Origin of the sequence: Sneathiella sp., assembly GCF_047631475.1 — a bacterium.
Classification (GTDB): domain Bacteria; phylum Pseudomonadota; class Alphaproteobacteria; order Sneathiellales; family Sneathiellaceae; genus Sneathiella.
In genome coordinates this window covers 133,698-152,866 of record NZ_JBLHZT010000004.1, presented here as the reverse complement: position 1 = coordinate 152,866, position 19,169 = coordinate 133,698, and the positions used below count along the sequence as shown (strand labels likewise).

Genomic DNA, 19,169 nt, shown 5'->3' with positions numbered 1-19,169 from the left:
TCACATTGGTTATTCCAACCTCTTGCAAAAGGCGGGCATTTCCCAAAGGAACCAGCCATTTCGTCGTATTCCCAATGGCTTGGATGGTCGCAAGGTCCATATGATCGTAGTGATTGTGGCTGATAATCACGGCATCAATGTCAGGCAGCTGATCAATGGATAAGGCCGGTGCGGTATACCGTTTTGGACCGGCAAAGGAAAATGGGGAAGCGCGTTCAGAAAACATGGGGTCGGTTAGGATGTTGATCCCGTCAAATTGTATTAACAATGTCGAATGGCCGATCCAGGTGACTTGTAAATCCTTGTTGGGTGGAGAGGTGATCGATGCAATATCGGCCGAAACACGGGGTGTCGGCGGCATCTTTGCCAACGCGTTTTCATCAGGCCAGTCGCTTTGCAAACGAACTTTGAACAAAAAGTCAAAAAAACCCGCTTTTTGGGTGTCATCCAGATAAAGATTACGAAAGCCGCCTTGGATGTGGTGGGCCTTGGGGCGGGTTGGATCAAATGGCTGTGGTTCTTGAGAAGTAGAACAGCCAGAGACAACAAAAAGGATTATGATCAGACCCAGATACCGCATTTATGTCCTGTTCGTTCTTCTTAAATAAGGCAAAGCTTATCCCGGAAAGAGTGGGAGCCAGATCTCGTCAAGACCCTCCTGTTTGCCACAGTTCTCTTATATGAGTAGTATATATATTCTAAAGTGTTTTGTAATGTTTGCTGATTTGGCGTCAATAATGTTAGTTAACCTATAATTGGGAATTGCAGACCGCTTAAAAAACCAAAATTGTTCAAAGGTCTGTCGATATGATTAACTAGGCTTGAATGTTCTATAGTCTGGCTGAAAGGGGTGGAAATGGTTGGAGGTACCCGATGGTTTGCGGCAATACGTCAGACGATCCGGCCACAGCTTATTGAGCTTATTTTCTACTCTTTTTTCGTCAACATACTGGCGCTTGTTATTCCGCTGTTTGTTCTGCAAGTGTATAACCGGGTCGTTGCTTTTGGAAATATCGCAACACTTCAGGGACTCGTGGGCGGTGTTGCACTGGCCCTTCTTTTTGATTTTTTACTGCGCCAAATAAGAAGCAGGCTTATCCAACGTGTCGCGCTGCGATTGGATATGGGCCTTTCCGACTTATTGATGAAAAAGATCTGGGCGTTGCCCTTGCGTCATCTGGAAAGTCGGTCTTCCAGTTACTGGTTAGGACTTTTCCGCGATACGGACACAGTGCGAAATACTGTCGCGGGTCCGCCTTTCCTGCTGCTGGTGGATTTACCCTTTGCCATTTTATTCATTGTTCTGATTTTTATAATTGCCAAACCTATCGCCTGGGTCTTTCTGTCTTTTATCCCAATTTTTATCTTGCTGGCGGCTATTTCCGGGAAGATGGTCGCCAAAGCCAGCGATGCCGAGAAGAACAGTCGGCGCAGCCGGGACTCTATTATCGGCGATATGATCGGCAGCCGGGGGACGGTGAAGGCGTTATCTCTAGACCGTGGGTTGGCGAAAATGTCAGAAGCCGTGTTTGCAGATACGGTTGAACAGTCTTTAAAGCGCGGCGTTCGTCAGGACGGTTTTATCAATGCGGGAACGGTTCTGACCCTTTCAACAACTGTGGTTATTACCAGTTTTGGTGCGCTGGCCATTATTAATCAGGAACTGAGCATCGGTGCCTTGATCGCGGCCAATATGCTGTCAAATCGGGTGATCAGCCCGTTTAGTCAGTTGGTCGGCGCCTGGAAAAACTTTGCGTCTTTTCGTCAATCCATGACCCGCTTGACCGAGGTCATGAAGATGCCAACGGAAAGAGAGGTGGAAACCATTTTCCCGGACCAGCCGACAGGGCATATGAAGGCTGAGAATATCACGTTTAAATATGCTTCTGACGGAGAGCCGGTTCTGGAAAATCTGTCTGTGGACTTTAAATCAAACGCCGTTCATATGCTTATGGGTCCCAATGGGGGTGGTAAAAGTACGCTGGCCAAGCTGTTAAAAGGACTGTACATGCCAGAAGACGGGCGAGTTTTGCTGGATGGGGCAGATATCAGCCAGTTTACTCGGTCGCAGCTATCCCAATGGATCGGGTATGTTCCGCAGGAAACGGTTATGCTGCAAGGCAGTATTCGGGAAAATATTGCCGGACTACGGGATGATATTTCTGATGCGGAAATAATAGAAGCCTGTTCAAAAGTCGGCATCCATCAGATGATTTCCAACTTTCCCGACGGGTATGGGACCGATGTCGGCGAGGCGGGCTCTGCCCTGTCCGGTGGTATCCGGCAGCGATTGTCGATAGCGCGGGTTCTGGTCGGCAAGCCAGCCGTTCTTCTGTTTGATGAGCCGACTGCGAGCCTTGACAGACAGGCTGAAAACGCCTTTCGCGATCTGTTGAAGACTTTATCCGAAGAGGCGACAATTATCGTCATTTCGCATTCACCGATTTTATTGGGGGCAACTGATTATCTTCATCTGGTAGACCGCAAACGCATTATTCTGAGCGGGCCTCGAGATGATGTGTTGAAAGCGATTGACCAAAAATCCCGCCAAATGACGGCAAATGGCGACAGCAACGGAAAAGACCCGAAAATAGGCGGTAAGAGTGAGGCCTGGGGCGCATGAGCAATTACGCTGAACTGGAACGTAAATATCCTCTCTCCGCTTGGCGATGGGCTGGTCTGCTGGCGATCGGAATGATTTCGGCGTTCGTAATCTGGACGCAATATGCCATTTTTGAAGAGGTTGCTGTTTTGCCTGGTGAAGTTGTGCCTAGAGACCAGGTGAAGGTTATTCAGCATCTGGAAGGCGGCATTGTCGAAAAGATTTTCGTCAAGGAAGGGCAGCTGGTTCAGGAGGGGGATCCGCTGATGCATTTGGATCTGGCCATCAATGCAATCAATGAAAAAGCACTGAACGCCCAATTGCAGGGGCTGTTGATCAAGCGAGCCCGCTTGATAGCGGAAAGCGAAAATAGTGCGCCCAATTATCCAAAGATAACGGACGAAGTTGTAAAAGCCGTGCTGGAGGCGGAGAAAAATATCCACCGAACCCGGCTTGCCCAACACAAATCAAAGCTTAAAATTCTAGAGGACAAAGCACAGCAGAAAAAGCTGGATGTGGATCAATTACAGATCAAGAAAAAAGCAATTCAGGCCGATCTGGAAGTGGCCCGGCGGAAGTTTTCTATGTCCAAAGAATTGCTGTCGGCCAATTTAACCCCCAAAATTGAGCATCTTGAATTGGAAATAGCGCTGACCCGACTGGAAGGGGAACTCAAGATACTGGGCCCCTCCATACCCCGGGCGAAAGCGGCGGCCTCTGAATTTTCGGAAAAAGTACAGGAAGAGAAGCTGAATTTTATCCGGGATGCCCAAGAGCAATTGAGTAAAACCGAAATTGAAATTGCTCGTTTACGAGAGCTATTGGTAACGGCGGGTGAACAGGTGACACGCACAACTGTTCGCAGTCCAATTGACGGGATTGTTAAAAACCTGCGGATCAACACACTTGGCGGCATTGTCCGGCCGGGGGATGCGATCATGGATATTGTCCCGTCTTCCGATATTCTTGTTGTTGAGGCAAAACTAAACCCGGCCGATCGTGCGTTTATCGAGGTCGGTCAGCAGGTTACCGTGAAACTGACCGCTTATGATTTCTTTACATATGGGGGTTTGTCCGGGCGTGTTTCAAACATTGCGGCGGATTCCACAACAACATCGGATGGAGAAACATTTTTCAAGGTTATTGTGGAAACAGAGACAGGGGATGCTGACAAGGTTGATCAGCTCCTTGTAACGCCGGGCATGCAAGCCATGGTGGATGTCCATACCGGGTCAAAATCGGTAATGCAATATCTGCTGCAACCTGTTCTGAAGATGCGCCACGAAAGTTTTAGGGAACGCTAGAATGTCGGATAAAAGCGGTGCAAAAAAAAGAAATATCTTCGTGCGCTTTTTCTATGGTCTTTATGATGTTTTCGCTGGCTCTCTCGGGAAGAAATTTGCCTGGGCCATTCTGCTTTCAATTCTGTACCTGCAATATCTGAACACCCCTTTCATTGAAGGTATTCGCAACCGATCCTTTGACATCTACCAACGGATCGCCCCGCGAATAGAAAAGACGGTGTCTCCTGTTGTTGTGGTTGATATTGATGAGAAAAGTATTGGTGCGCTGGGCCAGTGGCCCTGGTCGAGAGATGTTCTTGCGGATCTGATTACCAAGCTGACCGAGGCGGGCGCCGTTGTGATCGGCTTTGATATTGTGTTCCCTGAACCAGATCGTTTGTCGCCGCCTGTTCTGGCAAATCAATTGAAGGGGTTGGATGCGGAAACGCGGAAAAGACTTTCTAAAATGAAGGGGAGCGATGAGAATTTTGCGGCGGCAATCGCGAATAGTCGCGTGGTGCTTGGCGGATTTATCAGCAATGATCCCTCAGTCCTTCAAACGTACACCCTGGAACGAATGCCCAGTATTAATTTTATTGGTGTAAATCCAAAGAAATTCGTAAAGCCCGCGGCGCAATATGTGGGGAATGTTGATGTGTTGGAGGCTGCCGCGGCTGGGTATTCCAACTTCTCACTCGATAGCGATTTTGATGGTATTATCCGACGTATTCCACTGTTGAACAGGGTCGGGGACAAACTCATTCCAATCCTTGGTCTGGAGATGCTGCGCGTTGCAACCGGTCGCAATATTCTGGTCAAGTCAAATCCGTCTGGTGTCGAAGGCGTTGTTATTGCCCGCTCGCTTATTCCGACTGACGGTTATGGGCGCATGTGGATCCGATATTCCAAATTTGATGACGCAAACTACTTTCCTGCGGTGGATATTTTGCAAGGCAAGATTGGTTCCGCCGAGATAGCGGGAAAGCTCGTTCTGGTCGGCACCAGTGCAACAGGGCTCAAGGATTTGCGGTCGACCCCGGTGAATTCTGTAGTGCCCGGTGTTGAAGTTCATGCGCAAATGCTGAAAACGGTTTTTGAAGGTGATTTTCTGTATCGCGGTGACCTCATGCGAGCGGTCGAATGGCTGGTGATTCTCGTGTTCGGGCTCCTATTAATTGTATTTGTTCCTCGTTTCGGAGCCAGAACGACATTTTTTTCTGTCCTTTTTGCGGTTGGTCTGGCCGTTATATGTTCGGCCTATTTGTATATTGAAATGTCGATTTTGATGGATGTAACCTTCCTGATGGGCGCCGTTACGTTTATGTATATCGCGCTTGTCTATTCGGGCTTCCGGTCCGCAGAACAACAGCGCAGTCAGATCAGAAGCGCCTTTTCCCATTATCTTTCCCCGGAAATGGTTAATAAACTCACGGATTCTCCCGATAGTCTCCATCTCGGAGGAGAGGTGCGCAGGATGACGTTTCTTTTCTGTGACATTCGGGGCTTTACGGCAATATCAGAAAAATTTTCTGATGACCCTGTTGGTTTGACCGACCTGATCAATCAGTTTCTGACCCCCATGACGGATGTGATTTTGCAGCATGGTGGTACGATCGATAAATATATGGGCGATTGTATTATGGCATTCTGGAATGCACCTCTGGAAGATGAGGCGCATGCCCGTAATGCCCTGAATGCCGCTACGGAAATGCAACGCCGCCTTAAAGAAGTTAATGAAACCAGTCGTTTAAGGGCCGAGGAAGAAGGCGGGACCTTTACCGAGATTGCGGTGGGTATCGGCTTGAATACCGGGCCGTGTGTGGTTGGTAATATGGGGTCCGACCAGCGTTTTGACTATTCCGTTCTAGGCGACGCAGTAAATCTGGCATCCCGCCTCGAAGGGCAATGCAAGCAATATGGAATGGATATTATTGTCGGCGAAGAGACCTATGAGGAAGTAGACCAGCAAGAGTTATTGGAGCTGGATGTTATCGCGGTGAAGGGAAAAGACCGTGCTGTCCGGATTTTCGGGAGCCTCGCACATCATGATGCTTTTTTAGGCAGTCGTGTCGAGCAATTGAAGGTCCTAAATGAAGAAATGCTTGCTCTTTACCGGGCAAGGGCGTGGGACGAGGCCGAAACGAAAGCTCTTGAATGTCAGGCGATTTACCCAGAGTTGGAAAAATTCTACGGGTTGTATCTCGACCGAATACACGAGTTCAAAAAGACCCCTCCTGATGACAGCTGGACGGGTATTTATATTTCGCAAACAAAATAACCGCAATAAGTGTGATGGACAGGTTCCGTATTTTTGGATATTTCTTAAATATTAGTTAAAAGTGTTCGAAAATTTGGAATAATAACAAACTAAATACAAGATTTTTTGTGCTTTTGGGGAAGACTATGCAGTTTCGGATTACGGGGTGTAAGAATATTATTCGCATTGGGGTGGGCGTAGCAGTGTTAAGTACGGCATTGGTTTCCGGGTCTGATGCCATCGCTGATAGCTTGCAGGAAGATCTGAAATACTTGCTGGAAAATCACCCCAAACTAACAGCCGGGAAACAAAATATTGTTTCCGCTGAAAAGGGAATTGACGCAGCGTATTCAGGTTTTTTACCCAAAGTTTCAATTAACGGCGATGCCGGTTGGGAGACGACTGATAATAGGTCATTGGATGGCCGCTATGATACTGACCGATACAAGGCTGGTATCTCAGTTCGCCAAAACCTGTTTCAGGGTCAACGAACAACAGCGGATATAAGTTCTGCTGAAACGCAAAAGAACATTGCCGATGTTGAGTTGTCATTTGTGACTCAGCAGCTGATCTATGAAGGTGTTGTTGCGTATCTCAATGTGGAGCGTTTCCAGTTCCTCGATTTGCTTGCGCGGGATAATGAAGACACGCTGAAAAAGCAATTGCGCCTTGAAGATGAACGGGTTCAGCGCGGTGCCGGAATTGAAGTGGATGTGCTGCAGGCCAAATCCCGCTTGCAACGGGCGATCGAACGCCGGGTTGCTTTTCAGGGGCTGTTGAAAGAGGCGAAAGCTCGTTATCTGCAGGTGTTCGGTAAGCCTGCAAACAATGTCGGCGTCTTTGATGCGGTTCCGCCGCTTGAGAAAATGCCAACAACGCTGGATGACGGTTTGCTTCGGGCGGTGGAAACAAATTTGCAGATCCGTAGCGTGAAGCTTCAGGTTGAGAATACGGAATACCAGAAAATACAGGCTTCGTCTGATTATTACCCATCAATTGATGCGGTCGCCCGCTATGACTGGGAACGGGATGTGGATGGTACAAAAGGGACGGAGAAAAGCTTTTTTACGGGGTTGGAACTGAACTGGGAAATTTTTTCAGGCTTTCTGACTGACGCTCGGGTTGGTCAGGCAGCAGCCCGCCACAGTGGGTCATTGGCCTCTTTGCAATTTGCGAAGCAGAAAGTTGAAGAAGAAGTTCGGATTGCTTGGGATGCATTGGAAACGGCCCGGAAACGGGAAAATCTTTTGAAGAACGCGGTGAATATTGCCGCGGAAGTATTTGTTGCTCGCCAACGCCTCAGGGATGGCGGCAAGGAAACAGCACTGAACGTGCTGGATGCAGAGAACGAATTTTATAACGCTCGAATTGCTCAGGTTGGTGCAACCTATGAAGCGCGAGCGGCTGTGTATCGTGTATTGCTCGCCATTGGTGAGTTGAGCCCGGAGAACCTGGAACTGTAACGTTCAGTTTTGATGTTTGACGGCAAGTAAGACGTGTTTTGAGAGTTTGTCTTTTCGTTCCGGGGGGCTGCGAATAGACAAATTTGGTTTCGTTATTTTCCGGTGGGTTTTCCTGCCAAGGGGGTATTATGGCTATTGATCGAACTGAAGTTGGAACGACTGATGTTGGAACGTCTGATCCAGTTAATCCGCTAGGATTGGGATTAGGAGCTGAGCGCGGAATAGAGGCGGCGCATACTGTTCCCATGGGTTCATTCATTCTGGAGGCCGCTTATTCACGCGATGGTCAGGATTTGAAGCTTGAGGATGCGTTCGGCCGTGAGCTGGTTATTGACGGGTATTTTTCTGATACTCCCTACCTTCCTTTGGTCAACGAAAATGGAGCAATGGTCCGTGGCGACTTTGTTGCCCGCCTTGCAGGCCCCGGTCAGATCGCGCAATCAACAACCAGTGGGACCGATTTAGGGGAGCCCGTTGGAACGATTGAAAGTCTGGAAGGGCAGGCGACAGTTCAGCATGCAGACGGGACAAGCGAAATACTTCAGCCCGGCAGCGACATCTACCAAAATGATATTATTGAGACAGGTAGTGATGCCGTCTTGGGTGTCTTGATGAAAGACGGTTCTGTTCTGGGGATTGGCGAATCCTCCAGGATGACCATTGATGAGTTTGTTTTTGATAATTCATCCAATGATGGCGCCATTGGGCTTTCTTTCCTTAAAGGCGCAATTTCGTTTGTGTCCGGAAAAATTGCCAAGAACGACTATGATGACGTTGAAATCAAGGTCCCTTACGGCTCAATTGGTATTCGCGGAACGGAATTTGTCGTCGATATCGCACCGGATGGTACCGCAACGGTGTCAGTGCTGGATGGTGCAGTTTTCACCGGCAGCAACGGGCAACAGCTTATTCTGGATCCCGGCCAGTTTGCCCTGATCGGATCCTTAGGCCTTTCCCCTGTCGAGCAGCTGGCGATTGCCGCTATTCAGGCGCGGTACGAGCGTATTCTGGATGCCCAGAAAATTACGATCAATATCCGCGATGGTCGTGAAGAAGATGACGAAGGACTGGATGTAAACCCAGAAGGCGGCGGCAACCAACCTTCAGATGGTTCCGGCGACGGCGATAGAGGGGATCTGGAAGACTTTATTAAAGTAGTTGAGGGAGACCCAAATCAAGGCCTTAATCAGGCAGATCCTAATTTGGATATCACCGAAATTGCCGGAGAAGATATTGGCCTTATCCCAGATCCGAACGGCATTGGCACCGGTTTAGGTTTTAATCGTTTCGATTCTGATCGGGACATATTGCTCGGTGTGGCCAACCCGTCTGATTTCAATTTCTTTGGCACCGATGGCGACGATGCCTTTATCGGAGGGCCTTCCAACGACTTCATTTTTGGTTTTGGAGGCAATGATACGCTTTCCGGCGCAGGGGGCGATGACTTTGTCAGTGGCGGCGACGGCGATGATTTCGTCAGCGGTGATGGCGGTGATGACACTGTCGACGGCGGCAACGGAGACGACATTGTTGCCGGCGGTGAAGGCAGTGTGGACTTGCTGTATGGCGGTGCCGGTAACGATGAAATCTATGGCGATCGCATTATCGATGATGACCCGACAACCGGTGATCTGGATACACTTTACGGTCAAGAAGGGGATGACACCCTTTATGGCGGCGGCGGCGATGATCAACTGTTCGGTGGTGAAGGACAGGATTCTCTGGTTGGCGGGTATGGTGATGACCTCCTTTTTGGCGGGGCGGGTCAGGATGTTGCGGCCTTTGACGGTAGCAGCAGTGACTTCAGCCTTGTCGCCACAGAGACCGGTTTTAGACTAGAGAACCTGAATACCGGGGAATCGGATACTCTGGTTGATATTGAGAAAGTGTCTTTTGATGATGATGCTTTTTCACTGGTTACCTTTGAACTGAGTGGAGATGCCGCCGTTAATGAGGGTGGGCTTGCTAGTTATACAATTTCATTGGGCGGCGTACCGCTTGTTGCAGGTCAATCGGCCACAGTTCAAGTTTCAATCACCGATTTAGAGACATCATCTTCTGACTACGGAAACCTCATGACCGCCCTGCAATCAGCGGCTGACGGGGCTGCTGGAATAAGCTTCAACGGGGCGGGACAGCTCACGTTTGAAGGTGGTTTCGGATCCGAAACGTCCTTGACATTTGGGTTGCCAATCCCAGTGGATCTGCCGATTGAAACAGCGGAACAATACAACGTTGGCTTGAGCAATCCTGGAGGATCCGGTCCCGCCGGAATGGGCGTTTTTTCGGCTATCAAGAATTTCGATGTGACGACGGAAATTTCAGATCAGAGTGCAGCAAATATCGAATGGTCGTTAGAACAGACGTCCAGCACAGTTGGTGAGGGCCAGTCTGCAACCTATACAGTTTCTTTTTCGGGCGTCACGCTGGGAACAGGAAGTGAAGCCTCTATAGATGTTGCTGTTGTGACGGGTTCCGCCGCGAGCGATGATCTCGCTGCAGCCCTGAATGATCAATTGTCTGCTGCAGCGGATGCAGTAGCGGGCGTCACGGCTGTTGGAAACCGTCTGACATTTACAAGCAGCGCGCCTCAATCCTTTAGTTTTGACATCCCGCTTGCGGTCGATGGCCTTGCTGAAGGCACTGAAGACTATTCGTTGGTTATCTTTAATTCCCAAGTGGATGGTGTCGCGACAGGCTCCATTAATACCGGGAATGTTACAACCAATATTTCTGACGCAGCGGCTGACGGGATCGTGTTTGGTTTGACCGGCTCGGACCTGGTTGTTGAAGGTAACGGTGCAACCTATACCGTTGGTTATGCGGGAACGCTGGCCGCGGGAGAGACAGCCAGTGTCACTGTGTCTCTTGATCATATCAGCACAGAGGCGTCGGATCTGGGGCCTTTGGTCGCCGCCTTGAACGCAGCCGTCTCTGCGACCTCAGGTGTGACGCTGGACGGGACGACCCTTACTTTTGATCACACGGTGAGCTCTCTTGATTTTACGGTAGACGCCCTTGTTGATGGTCTTGTAGAGGGAACGGAAAGTTTTTCTGTCAGCCTGACCGGCAGCGCCTCAGAGACTGGTGTCGCCACTGAAGTTGACACCGATAATAATGTAATACAGACATCAGTCACGAATATTGACCCTGCCTTTATTACCTTCTCTCTGACAACGGATCAGGAGATCGTATCCGAAGGAAGTTTTGCAAATTACTCCCTGACCTATAGCGGAACGATGCCCCCGGAAGAGACCGTTTCGGTTGATGTGACGCTTACGGATATCGATACGGATACTCAGGATTATGGTGACCTTCTTGCGGCCTTGGCAACAGCCGCAGCGTTGGTTGACGGGGTTACTGTTGTTGGAAATACCGTCACCTTTGACAGCAGTGTTTCCCAATTGGATTTCTCTCTGGCACTTACCGGCGGCGACAGTGTTGAAGCCTCCGAGCCGTTCACGCTTGGGCTTGAAAATCCAGATATTTCAGATGGTGGTGCTGCCGTTCTGGGAGCCAATACCTCTGTTACAACCACGATCGAAGATCAGGATGAACTTTCCCTTTCCTTTGCCTCGAATAGCCAGTCTAAACTGGAAGGGCAGGCCGCCAGCTATACGATTGTGCTTGCCGGTTTGGCTGTCGGGCTTGCGTCATTGCCTGTGGCCTCTTCAGTGCAATTTGATCTGGCTGTTGATTTTGGATCCGCGGACGCGTCCGATTTATCGGAAACACTTGCAGATGCGTTAAACGATCTGCCGGATGGTGTATCTTTCTCTGGGAATGGAAACAGCGTTACTGTTACCATCTCCGATACCGCAGCCTTTACGGGCGGCGCACTAAACATCGATTTTGATCTGTTACTGGCTGGTGAAGATGCCATTGAATTGGCTGAGACCTTTAATCTGTCTATCAGCGGTATCAGCGGAACAGGTGTTTCAGTATCGCCCGTTGTTGCGGATAGCGTAACAACTATTTTGGATGATGGTATTTCCGGTGTGCCTACGCCGGGGAATGATTCAATAACAGGAACAGACGATCGCGACTTTATTGATGCCCTTGCTGGCGATGACATCGTTCGGGGCGGCGACGGTGACGATACGATCTTTGGAACCGCAGGAAATGACTTGCTTTTCGGAGAGGATGGAGAGGATGTTCTGAGCGGTGGAAGCGGGAATGACACCCTGCTTGGCGGAGATGCCAATGACATCCTGATGGGCGGTGAAGGAATAAACCGTCTGGAAGGAGGACAAGGGGATGATCTTTTTGTCCTTGCGTTGGGAGATGGTGATCATATTGCTGTCGATACCGATGGTAATGATGCTGTCCAGGTAGAAGACTTCCTGAACGCAGAGCGAGCAGGCGGCTCAGATCTGGTCTTTAATCAGACAGACGGGTCCAGCCTTACCATCGATGATTTCTTTGGTGCCAGCAGTATTACAACTGCGCATCTTTTAAAACCCGGCGGATATGATTCTTATACAATCAGTAAGACATTGGGCGGTACCGGTGGAAATGATTTGATTGTTGGTTATGCCGGTATCGATGACTTGCTAAGCGGTGAAAATGGTGATGACCTCCTGTTAGGCGGAACGGGGGATGATACTCTGTCTGGCGGTGCAGGAAATGACCAGTTATTTGGTGACGCAGGAGACGATCTGCTGATTGGCGGTCTTGGTGACGATGCCATTGATGGCGGCGAGGGTGTGGATACGGCGTCTTATGCGGGCGCAAGTGGCGGTATTTCTGTTGGCTTCAGCGGTAATTTTGCTGTTACTGGCAGCGCAGGCACGGATAATCTTCAAAATGTCGAACGTGTCATTGGTTCGGCATTTAACGATACCTTGCTGGCTAGTGCGCCTTCAGGGGATGAGGAAGCTGCCAAGATCTTCATTGAAGCCAATGATGGTAATGACCTGATTGCAGGAAACGGCAATACGACAATTGAATACAGGCTTGCGAATGGCGGTGTTCTGGTCAATCTGGGGATTGGACTTGCAAATGACAGTCTGGGCGCGACAAATGTTGGAAGTGACACGCTGCTTGGCGGGATTAATGGCGCGGTTGGTTCTGATTTTGCAGACAGCCTGACCGGTAGTGATCGTGATTATGTTGAAACCTTTGCCGGTTTCGCTGGAAACGATACCATTGAGGGTGGAGAGGGTTACGATATCGCCCTTTACAACAGTGCGGAACAGACTCAGAGCGTAGACGTCAATCTTGGAACGGGTATCGCCCTGAACGACGGTTTTGGTTCTTCGGATATATTGAGTGGTATTGAAGAAGTTCATGGTGGCGCACTGGGTGATATGCTTACCGGGTCTTCCTCTGCCAACGTTCTTGTCGGTAATGGGGGCGATGACAGTCTGGATGGCGGTGCTGGTTCAGACGTTGTTTTTGCCGGTGAAGGCAGCGACACGGTTTTCGGTGGTTCTGGATATGACCGCCTGGATTACAGCGACAGTGATCAAGGTATTCAGGTCGATTATGTGGGCTCTGGAGCGGGCACCGTCAATGACGGAACCGGCATTGATCTCTTTGCTTCCATCGAGGCGATTACCGGATCGGATTATGATGATCTGTTTAACGGTGCGGATGGCTTTGATGTGATGATGGGCGGCGCGGGTGACGATACGTTGAATGGCGGTAGTGGCAATGATGATCTAAAGGGTGGTGTCGGTCATGATGTGCTGAACGGCGGGGACGACAATGACTCGCTCACCGGTGGTTCAGGGTTGGATACCATGAACGGTGGTGATGGTGTTGACCGCTTCTTCTTTGATGCGTTGAGTGACGCTGTTGATGTTGCTTTCAATACAGTCTTCAATGGCTCAAGCGACGTGATCGAGGATTTCCAGACAGGCGTGGACAGATTGGTTCTGGACGGTCTGGAGTTTGATTTCAATGGAAGCTTCGATGCTGCGGACGATTTTCTCTCGACGATTGGAGGCGTGGCTTTCGATGGTACCAATGCTGATTATTCAGATGCTCAGAACACAGGCGAAGCGAAGCTGATCTTTGACGGTAGCCGTCTATATTATGATGATAACGAAAGCGCCGATGGATATACGGTCGTTGCAGAGTTCAGCTCGGGTGATATTTCGGGGGCGGACGTCGATGTAACGTCCGTTGCCTAACCGGAAAAATTCACAATAAATAATAGGGTGCAGGGACAGGTTTCAGCTGTCCCTGCCTCAAACCGTCTGCTAGGGTCCTCCAAAATAAACCCGGGAGGACAGCGGAAACGCTGTTCTTGCGTTCACTCTGCGGAATAAACGATGTCTCTTGAAGCCGATCTCCTTGAAAGAAGTCAGTCAAAATGCGAATTATGCGGTGCCTCAGACACGCTTGGTGTGCTGGATGTTTCGCTTAGCGGTGTTCCCGACGCACAGAGCTCAGCCCTTGTCTGTGAAACCTGTCGAGCACAGGTCGCCAATGAAATAGATCTGAACCCTCATCACTGGCATTGCCTGAACGAAACCATGTGGAGCGATATTGATGCTGTGAAAGTCCTTGCATGGCGGGTACTAAACCGTCTGAAGGCGGAAAGCTGGGCGCAGGATCTACTGCATATGCTCTATCTGGAAGAAGACCAGCTTAACTGGGCGAAAGCAGGTCTTGCGGAATACGAAGACGGGCCGGGCGTTATCCACAAAGATAGCAATGGCGCTGTTCTTTCGGCGGGGGACACGGTGACTCTGATCAAGGACCTTCCTGTGAAAGGAGCTGGGTTTACTGCAAAACGAGGCACCGCCGTTCGTAATATCTCGTTGGTACCTGATAACCCGCAACATATTGAGGGCCGGGTGAGTGGTCAGCAAATTGTTATTCTGACCCAATTTGTCAAGCGATCAACCTGATAGGATTGATCGCGTTGATATCAGGTGGGGCGTTGACTAGCGCCCTTTCCAAACGGGCGCTCTTTTTTCGATATAGGCTTTGCGGGCTTCCCGGCTGTCTTCAGAAGCAAAGGCCACGGCCATTGCGTCCAGTGCTGTCGGTGGAACCTGTTTAAACGCCATGTCTTCAACCCGATACATGAGTTCGCGGGCGGATTTGAGTCCGACGGGCGACAATTTAGTCAATTTTGTCGCCAGAGCCCGGGTCTCGGAATACAGATCTTCCCTCGGCACCATCCGCGTGATCAAGCCTAGCTGATCAGCTTGAGCGGCAGGCATGGGATCTCCTGTCAAGATCAGTTCCGCGGCTTTCATGCGGCCAATTAATTTCTGCAGGTGCCAGACATGCATGCCAGGAGGAGCCGCCAGATTAGGAACGCCGGGATACCCGAAATCGGCGTCATCTGACGCAATAATCATATCGCAGGCAAAGGCTAGCGTGCAGGCGCCTTCTCGGGCATATCCCTGAACAGCGCATATGATGGGTTTTGATAGCGCACGCACTCGCTCGACGGTTTTGATGTAAAAAAGGCTGAGAAAGTCCTTCATTTCTGTTGGGCCAAAGCTTTCAAGGAATTTAAGATCAACACCCCCTGAAAGACCACGCCCTTCTCCCTTCAGGATGATGACACGCACATTTTCATCGGCATCGGCCAGGTCAAGGGCGGAAAGATATTCGTGCGTGAGAATGTCGTCGATCAGATTGAGGGGCGGTCGATCCAGCGTAATCTCGGCAATCATGTTGGCGGCAGAATATTTCAGTGTTTGGAACTCAGTCATTTTTTTATGCAGAAACCTTCCTTGCAAGATCCAGTTTACGGCTTGGAAAAGCCTTGGCTGAGGTCCACCGGGTAGGTTCTGTCCCTTTGTTATTCTTGTTCAGATTATCATAACGAGCGGTGAGATTGAGTGCAATGTACGGTATTTTATGAAATTTTTAAAAATTAAGCCTTTGAAATAAATAATGAATTTTAAAATACGTGAGAAAATTGTCATGTTTAAGTACATGTTAATTTTTTCGGGGCACTCTTTTCCCAAATCTAAAAAGGGGGTTTGGCATGTGGGTTGTTGCGCTGAACCATAAATAAAATGCTTCCAGACGGTGTCGTCTGGACATGGTGAAAAAGAGGATTGTGGGAACCATGGCAAAGGAAAAGCTCGGTGTTTCAACGGACAAAAAACGTAAAAATAATGCTGTAATGGCAAAGTTTTCCAACTTGAAAACCAAAAGTAAGATTCTCTTAGGTATCTGTTTACCGCTTGTTTTGTTGATGGTCGTCGGCGTTGTCGCCGTTGTGGATATTGACTCCATGGTCTCCACCAACAAACGCTTGGACGAGTCGCGGACAACAGAAGCTAAAGCATCAGCGATTGTTTCTTCTGCCGTGAATATGGAAACAGGCATGCGCGGGTACCTTCTTGCCGGTCAGGAAGACTTCCTCACTCCCTATAAGAACGGTGAAACAGAAACCTATGCGTTGATCGAAGAGCTCAAGGCTTTTCAGACAAACAACCCAGAGCAACTTGCCCGTCTTGAAAAAGCGGAAGAAATTCTCCGAAATTGGCAAAAAGATGTGACCGAACCGACCATAGAACTACGCCATCAAATTGGCGATGCTCCGACCATGAATGACATGGCGAAATTGGTTGGACAAGCAAAAGGTAAAGTCTATTTCGAGAAATTCAGAAAGCAGCTTTCCGACCTGATTAAAATTGAACAGGAACGCCTTGCCACACGCAATGCTGAATTCTCTGAAGCGAAAGACGCTGTGAAACAGCAGTTCGCTGTTGTGAAAGAGGCTGCTGCGGCGGTGGAGTATACGCAATCAATTCTGACCGCCGTCTCGCGTATCGAAAACTACATTACTCAGATGCAGTCCGGATTACGGGGGTATCTGATCGGCGGGAACGAGAAGTTTAAAGACGATTATCAGCAAGCCGAAGACATCATGTTTGCAGAACTTGAGGTGCTTGGACTTGTCGTTGAAGAAGATCCGGATCATGTGAAGAAAGTTGTTGAAGCTGACGAATTTATTTACGAGTGGGTCGAAACGGCGGTCAAACCGGCGATTGCCTTGAGGGAAGGCGTTGATAATGGTACGAAAAATCTGATTCAGCTTAACGGTTTTATTGGTGCGAATGTGGCCGCGGATAAACTGGAAGCTTTCAAAAATGCACTCGGGGCGATTTCTCAAAAAGAAACTGAACGCGTACATTATAGAAAATCAGATGCGCTGGCGGCTGAACAAAAGGTCGAGGCGGGTTTGGTTACGATGATCGTAAACGAACAGAAAGTTTCTGAAACCTATTCGCTGATTACAAAGATAGAAGCAACATTGCTGGCTGCGGTTGATATGGAAACAGGCATGCGCGGATATCTGCTGTCCGGTCAAGATGGGTTCTTGCAGCCTTATAAAGATGGCGCCGTTGCCTTTAAAAAAGCGGTTTCAGACCTGAAAAGCCGAATGAAAGAGGACGCCAGTCAGCTTTCCCTTCTGGAAGCTGCTGAAAAAACAATGACAGGGTGGCAAAAAGATGTTGCGGATGTGACGATCGCCTTGCGCGCCCGTATTGGTGATGCAAAAACCATGGACGATATGGCCGACCTTGTTGGTCAGGCACGCGGGCAGAAATATTTCAGCGAGTTCCGCACGGTTATGAACGAATTTCAGCAGGTTGAACGCGACCAGATGCTGGAGCGGCAGCAAGCCAGTGAAGCAGCGGTTACAAACACATACTTGATCATCGGCTTGTGCGTGCTTGGTGCAATTGCGATTGGGTTGGCGTTGGCCTTCTTCATCGGAAATGGCATTGCAAACCCAATTCGGAAAATGACAACCGCGATGAACGAACTTGCAAACGGCAAGCTTGATGCGGAAGTGCCTTCCTCTGATACGAAAGATGAAATCGGAGAAATGGCCAAAGCGATGTCTATCTTTAAAGACAATGCGATTGAGGCGGAACGCCTGCGGAGCGAAGCTGAGAAAAATGCAGCTGCACAGCGTGAACGCGAGGCTCAGGAAGCGGAAGAGAAACAGCGTCGTGAAATGGAAGCTGTGGCAGAAAAAGAGCGTCAGGAAAACGAAAATCGCGAAAATCTGCTTAAACTGGCCTCTGAGTTTGAAGCCTCAGTCGGAACCATTGCTTCGACTGTTGCCGAGGCCGCAAAGGATATGCAGTCTTCATCGCAACAGATGTTGAATACGGTAGAAGAAAGCAATCTGCAAACCTCTGGCGCATTGAGTGCGGCAGAGCTGGCCTCTAGTAATGTTCAAACTGTGGCGTCTGCTGCTGAAGAGATGTCCAGCTCCATTCGGGAAATCAGTCAGCAGGTAAACCAGTCTACACGCGTTGCTGGTGATGCAGTGAAGCAGGCGGAAGATACCCATGAACAAATTCAGTTCCTGGTAGAATCTTCTCAGAAAATTGGCGAAGTGGTCGCTTTGATTACGGACATTGCAGAGCAGACGAACCTGCTGGCGTTGAACGCAACCATCGAGGCCGCCAGAGCGGGTGACGCAGGTAAAGGCTTTGCGGTTGTTGCAAGCGAGGTTAAAAATCTGGCATCGCAAACAGCACGGGCAACTGAGGAAATTTCAAGCCAGATCAGCGGTATTCAGGGCGCAACACAGCAATCTGTTGATGCTATTCAGAATATCTCGACGACCATTGGTCAGATGGATGAGATTTCCGCGGCGATCGCTGCGGCGATTGAAGAGCAGTCCGCGTCGACTGACGAAATTACACGGAGTGCCGGTGAAGCTTCCTCTGGAACCAATGAAGTGACGACAAACATTTCAAACGTCACCCGGTCTTCGCAGGAAACTGGAAGCTCGGCTGGGCATATGCTGGAGCAATCCAACAGTCTGGCAGAACAATCTCAGGAACTGAACGAGCAGGTCGCCTTGTTCCTTAAGAGTGTTCGCTCAGCGTAAAATCCAAAGTATATTGGGAGGCGCGCTTAGACGCGCCTCTCTTTATCGTTTTACAGCTTCAAATGAGAGAGATTGGCCCAGCCCTTCTGCGGTATTGCCAAGGGCGGCCAGACAATTATCAGCGCGTTCTTTCGGAATGTTGACAGAGAAGCGGGTAATAAAGCGGTTCCCGCTTGGGGTTTCCATCTGATCAGATTTCAATCGCACGATGTTGGAATCAAAGTTGATAAAGACTTCAGAAAGCCGGGCAAGTAAGCCAGGCTGGTCTTCCCCTTCACATTTGATGCGATGGGTTATTTCTTTCGGGGGCGTTTCCGAATTTCGGATACTAAACCGTTTTATGTCGATCTTGGCATCTTCAAGGCCAGAAACAGAATGAAGGCCATCCATCAGATCCTGTTCGCTCAGATCACCCGGAATTTCAAGGATACTGGTGAATTCACCGCCCTTTCCCAAAATTGCAAATGTCGTATCGCCCAGATTGGCCCCTCTGTCAAAAAGATGTCCTGTAACTTGTGAGATAAGGCCAACGCGATCTTGAGAATAGACGGAAAGAAGGGCTTTATAACGGCTCATGATAATCCCTATAGGCAAAAATGGTTGCTGTTTCTCTACAGTGTACACAATCACGTCACGGGCGGAAATCGAATATGCTTTTTATGGAGCCTTTGTCCTTAAAAATGCGGGATGTGGGGCATTGAATTGCTGATTGTATTAAAATTTCTCTATT

10 protein-coding genes are annotated in these 19,169 nt (G+C 49.3%); 7 read left to right on the top strand and 3 right to left on the bottom strand.

Annotation, left to right across the window (positions count from 1 at the left end; translation table 11 throughout):
• A partial coding sequence (locus ACJAYR_RS03025; RefSeq protein ID WP_415235230.1) for an MBL fold metallo-hydrolase occupies positions 1–580 on the bottom strand: 580 nt, incomplete at its 3' end.
• A 276-nt stretch (positions 581–856) separates the two neighbouring features.
• On the opposite strand from ACJAYR_RS03025, the gene ACJAYR_RS03020 reads away from it, so the two are divergent.
• The 6 genes from ACJAYR_RS03020 (at position 857) to ACJAYR_RS02995 (ending at position 14,465) form a co-directional block, all read left to right on the top strand.
• A complete protein-coding gene (locus ACJAYR_RS03020; protein WP_415235229.1) occupies positions 857–2,623 on the top strand; it encodes a peptidase domain-containing ABC transporter in 1,767 nt (588 codons plus the stop codon).
• Positions 2,620–3,906, top strand: coding sequence for an HlyD family type I secretion periplasmic adaptor subunit (locus tag ACJAYR_RS03015; RefSeq protein WP_415235228.1), 1,287 nt, complete (start codon positions 2,620–2,622; stop codon positions 3,904–3,906). Before ACJAYR_RS03020 ends, ACJAYR_RS03015 begins: the two co-directional genes overlap by 4 nt.
• Before the next feature lies 1 nt (position 3,907).
• Complete coding sequence (locus ACJAYR_RS03010) at positions 3,908–6,163, top strand: CHASE2 domain-containing protein (RefSeq protein WP_415235227.1); 2,256 nt, start codon at positions 3,908–3,910, stop codon at positions 6,161–6,163.
• A gap of 125 nt (positions 6,164–6,288) precedes the next feature.
• On the top strand, positions 6,289–7,605 hold the full coding sequence (locus tag ACJAYR_RS03005) for a TolC family outer membrane protein (protein WP_415235226.1): 1,317 nt from the start codon (positions 6,289–6,291) through the stop codon (positions 7,603–7,605).
• Between the two features lie 128 nt (positions 7,606–7,733).
• Positions 7,734–13,742 carry a FecR domain-containing protein gene (locus ACJAYR_RS03000; RefSeq protein ID WP_415235225.1) on the top strand — a complete coding sequence of 2,003 codons (6,009 nt, stop codon included), beginning with the start codon at positions 7,734–7,736 and terminating at the stop codon, positions 13,740–13,742.
• 141 nt (positions 13,743–13,883) lie between these two features.
• A complete protein-coding gene (locus ACJAYR_RS02995) occupies positions 13,884–14,465 on the top strand; it encodes a PhnA domain-containing protein (RefSeq protein ID WP_415235224.1) in 582 nt (193 codons plus the stop codon).
• A gap of 36 nt (positions 14,466–14,501) precedes the next feature.
• On the opposite strand, the gene ACJAYR_RS02990 is transcribed toward ACJAYR_RS02995, so the two are convergent.
• The gene (locus ACJAYR_RS02990) at positions 14,502–15,284 is read right to left on the bottom strand and encodes an enoyl-CoA hydratase/isomerase family protein (protein ID WP_415235223.1); all 783 of its coding nucleotides are present in this window, start codon (positions 15,282–15,284) and stop codon (positions 14,502–14,504) included.
• A 362-nt stretch (positions 15,285–15,646) separates the two neighbouring features.
• On the opposite strand from ACJAYR_RS02990, the gene ACJAYR_RS02985 reads away from it, so the two are divergent.
• Entirely contained in the window at positions 15,647–18,439 is a 2,793-nt protein-coding gene (locus ACJAYR_RS02985) for a CHASE3 domain-containing protein (RefSeq protein WP_415235222.1), read from the top strand.
• A gap of 42 nt (positions 18,440–18,481) precedes the next feature.
• On the opposite strand, the gene ACJAYR_RS02980 is transcribed toward ACJAYR_RS02985, so the two are convergent.
• The gene (locus tag ACJAYR_RS02980; protein WP_415235221.1) at positions 18,482–19,015 is read right to left on the bottom strand and encodes a glycine cleavage system protein R; all 534 of its coding nucleotides are present in this window, start codon (positions 19,013–19,015) and stop codon (positions 18,482–18,484) included.
• Between the last annotated feature and the right edge of the window lie 154 nt (positions 19,016–19,169).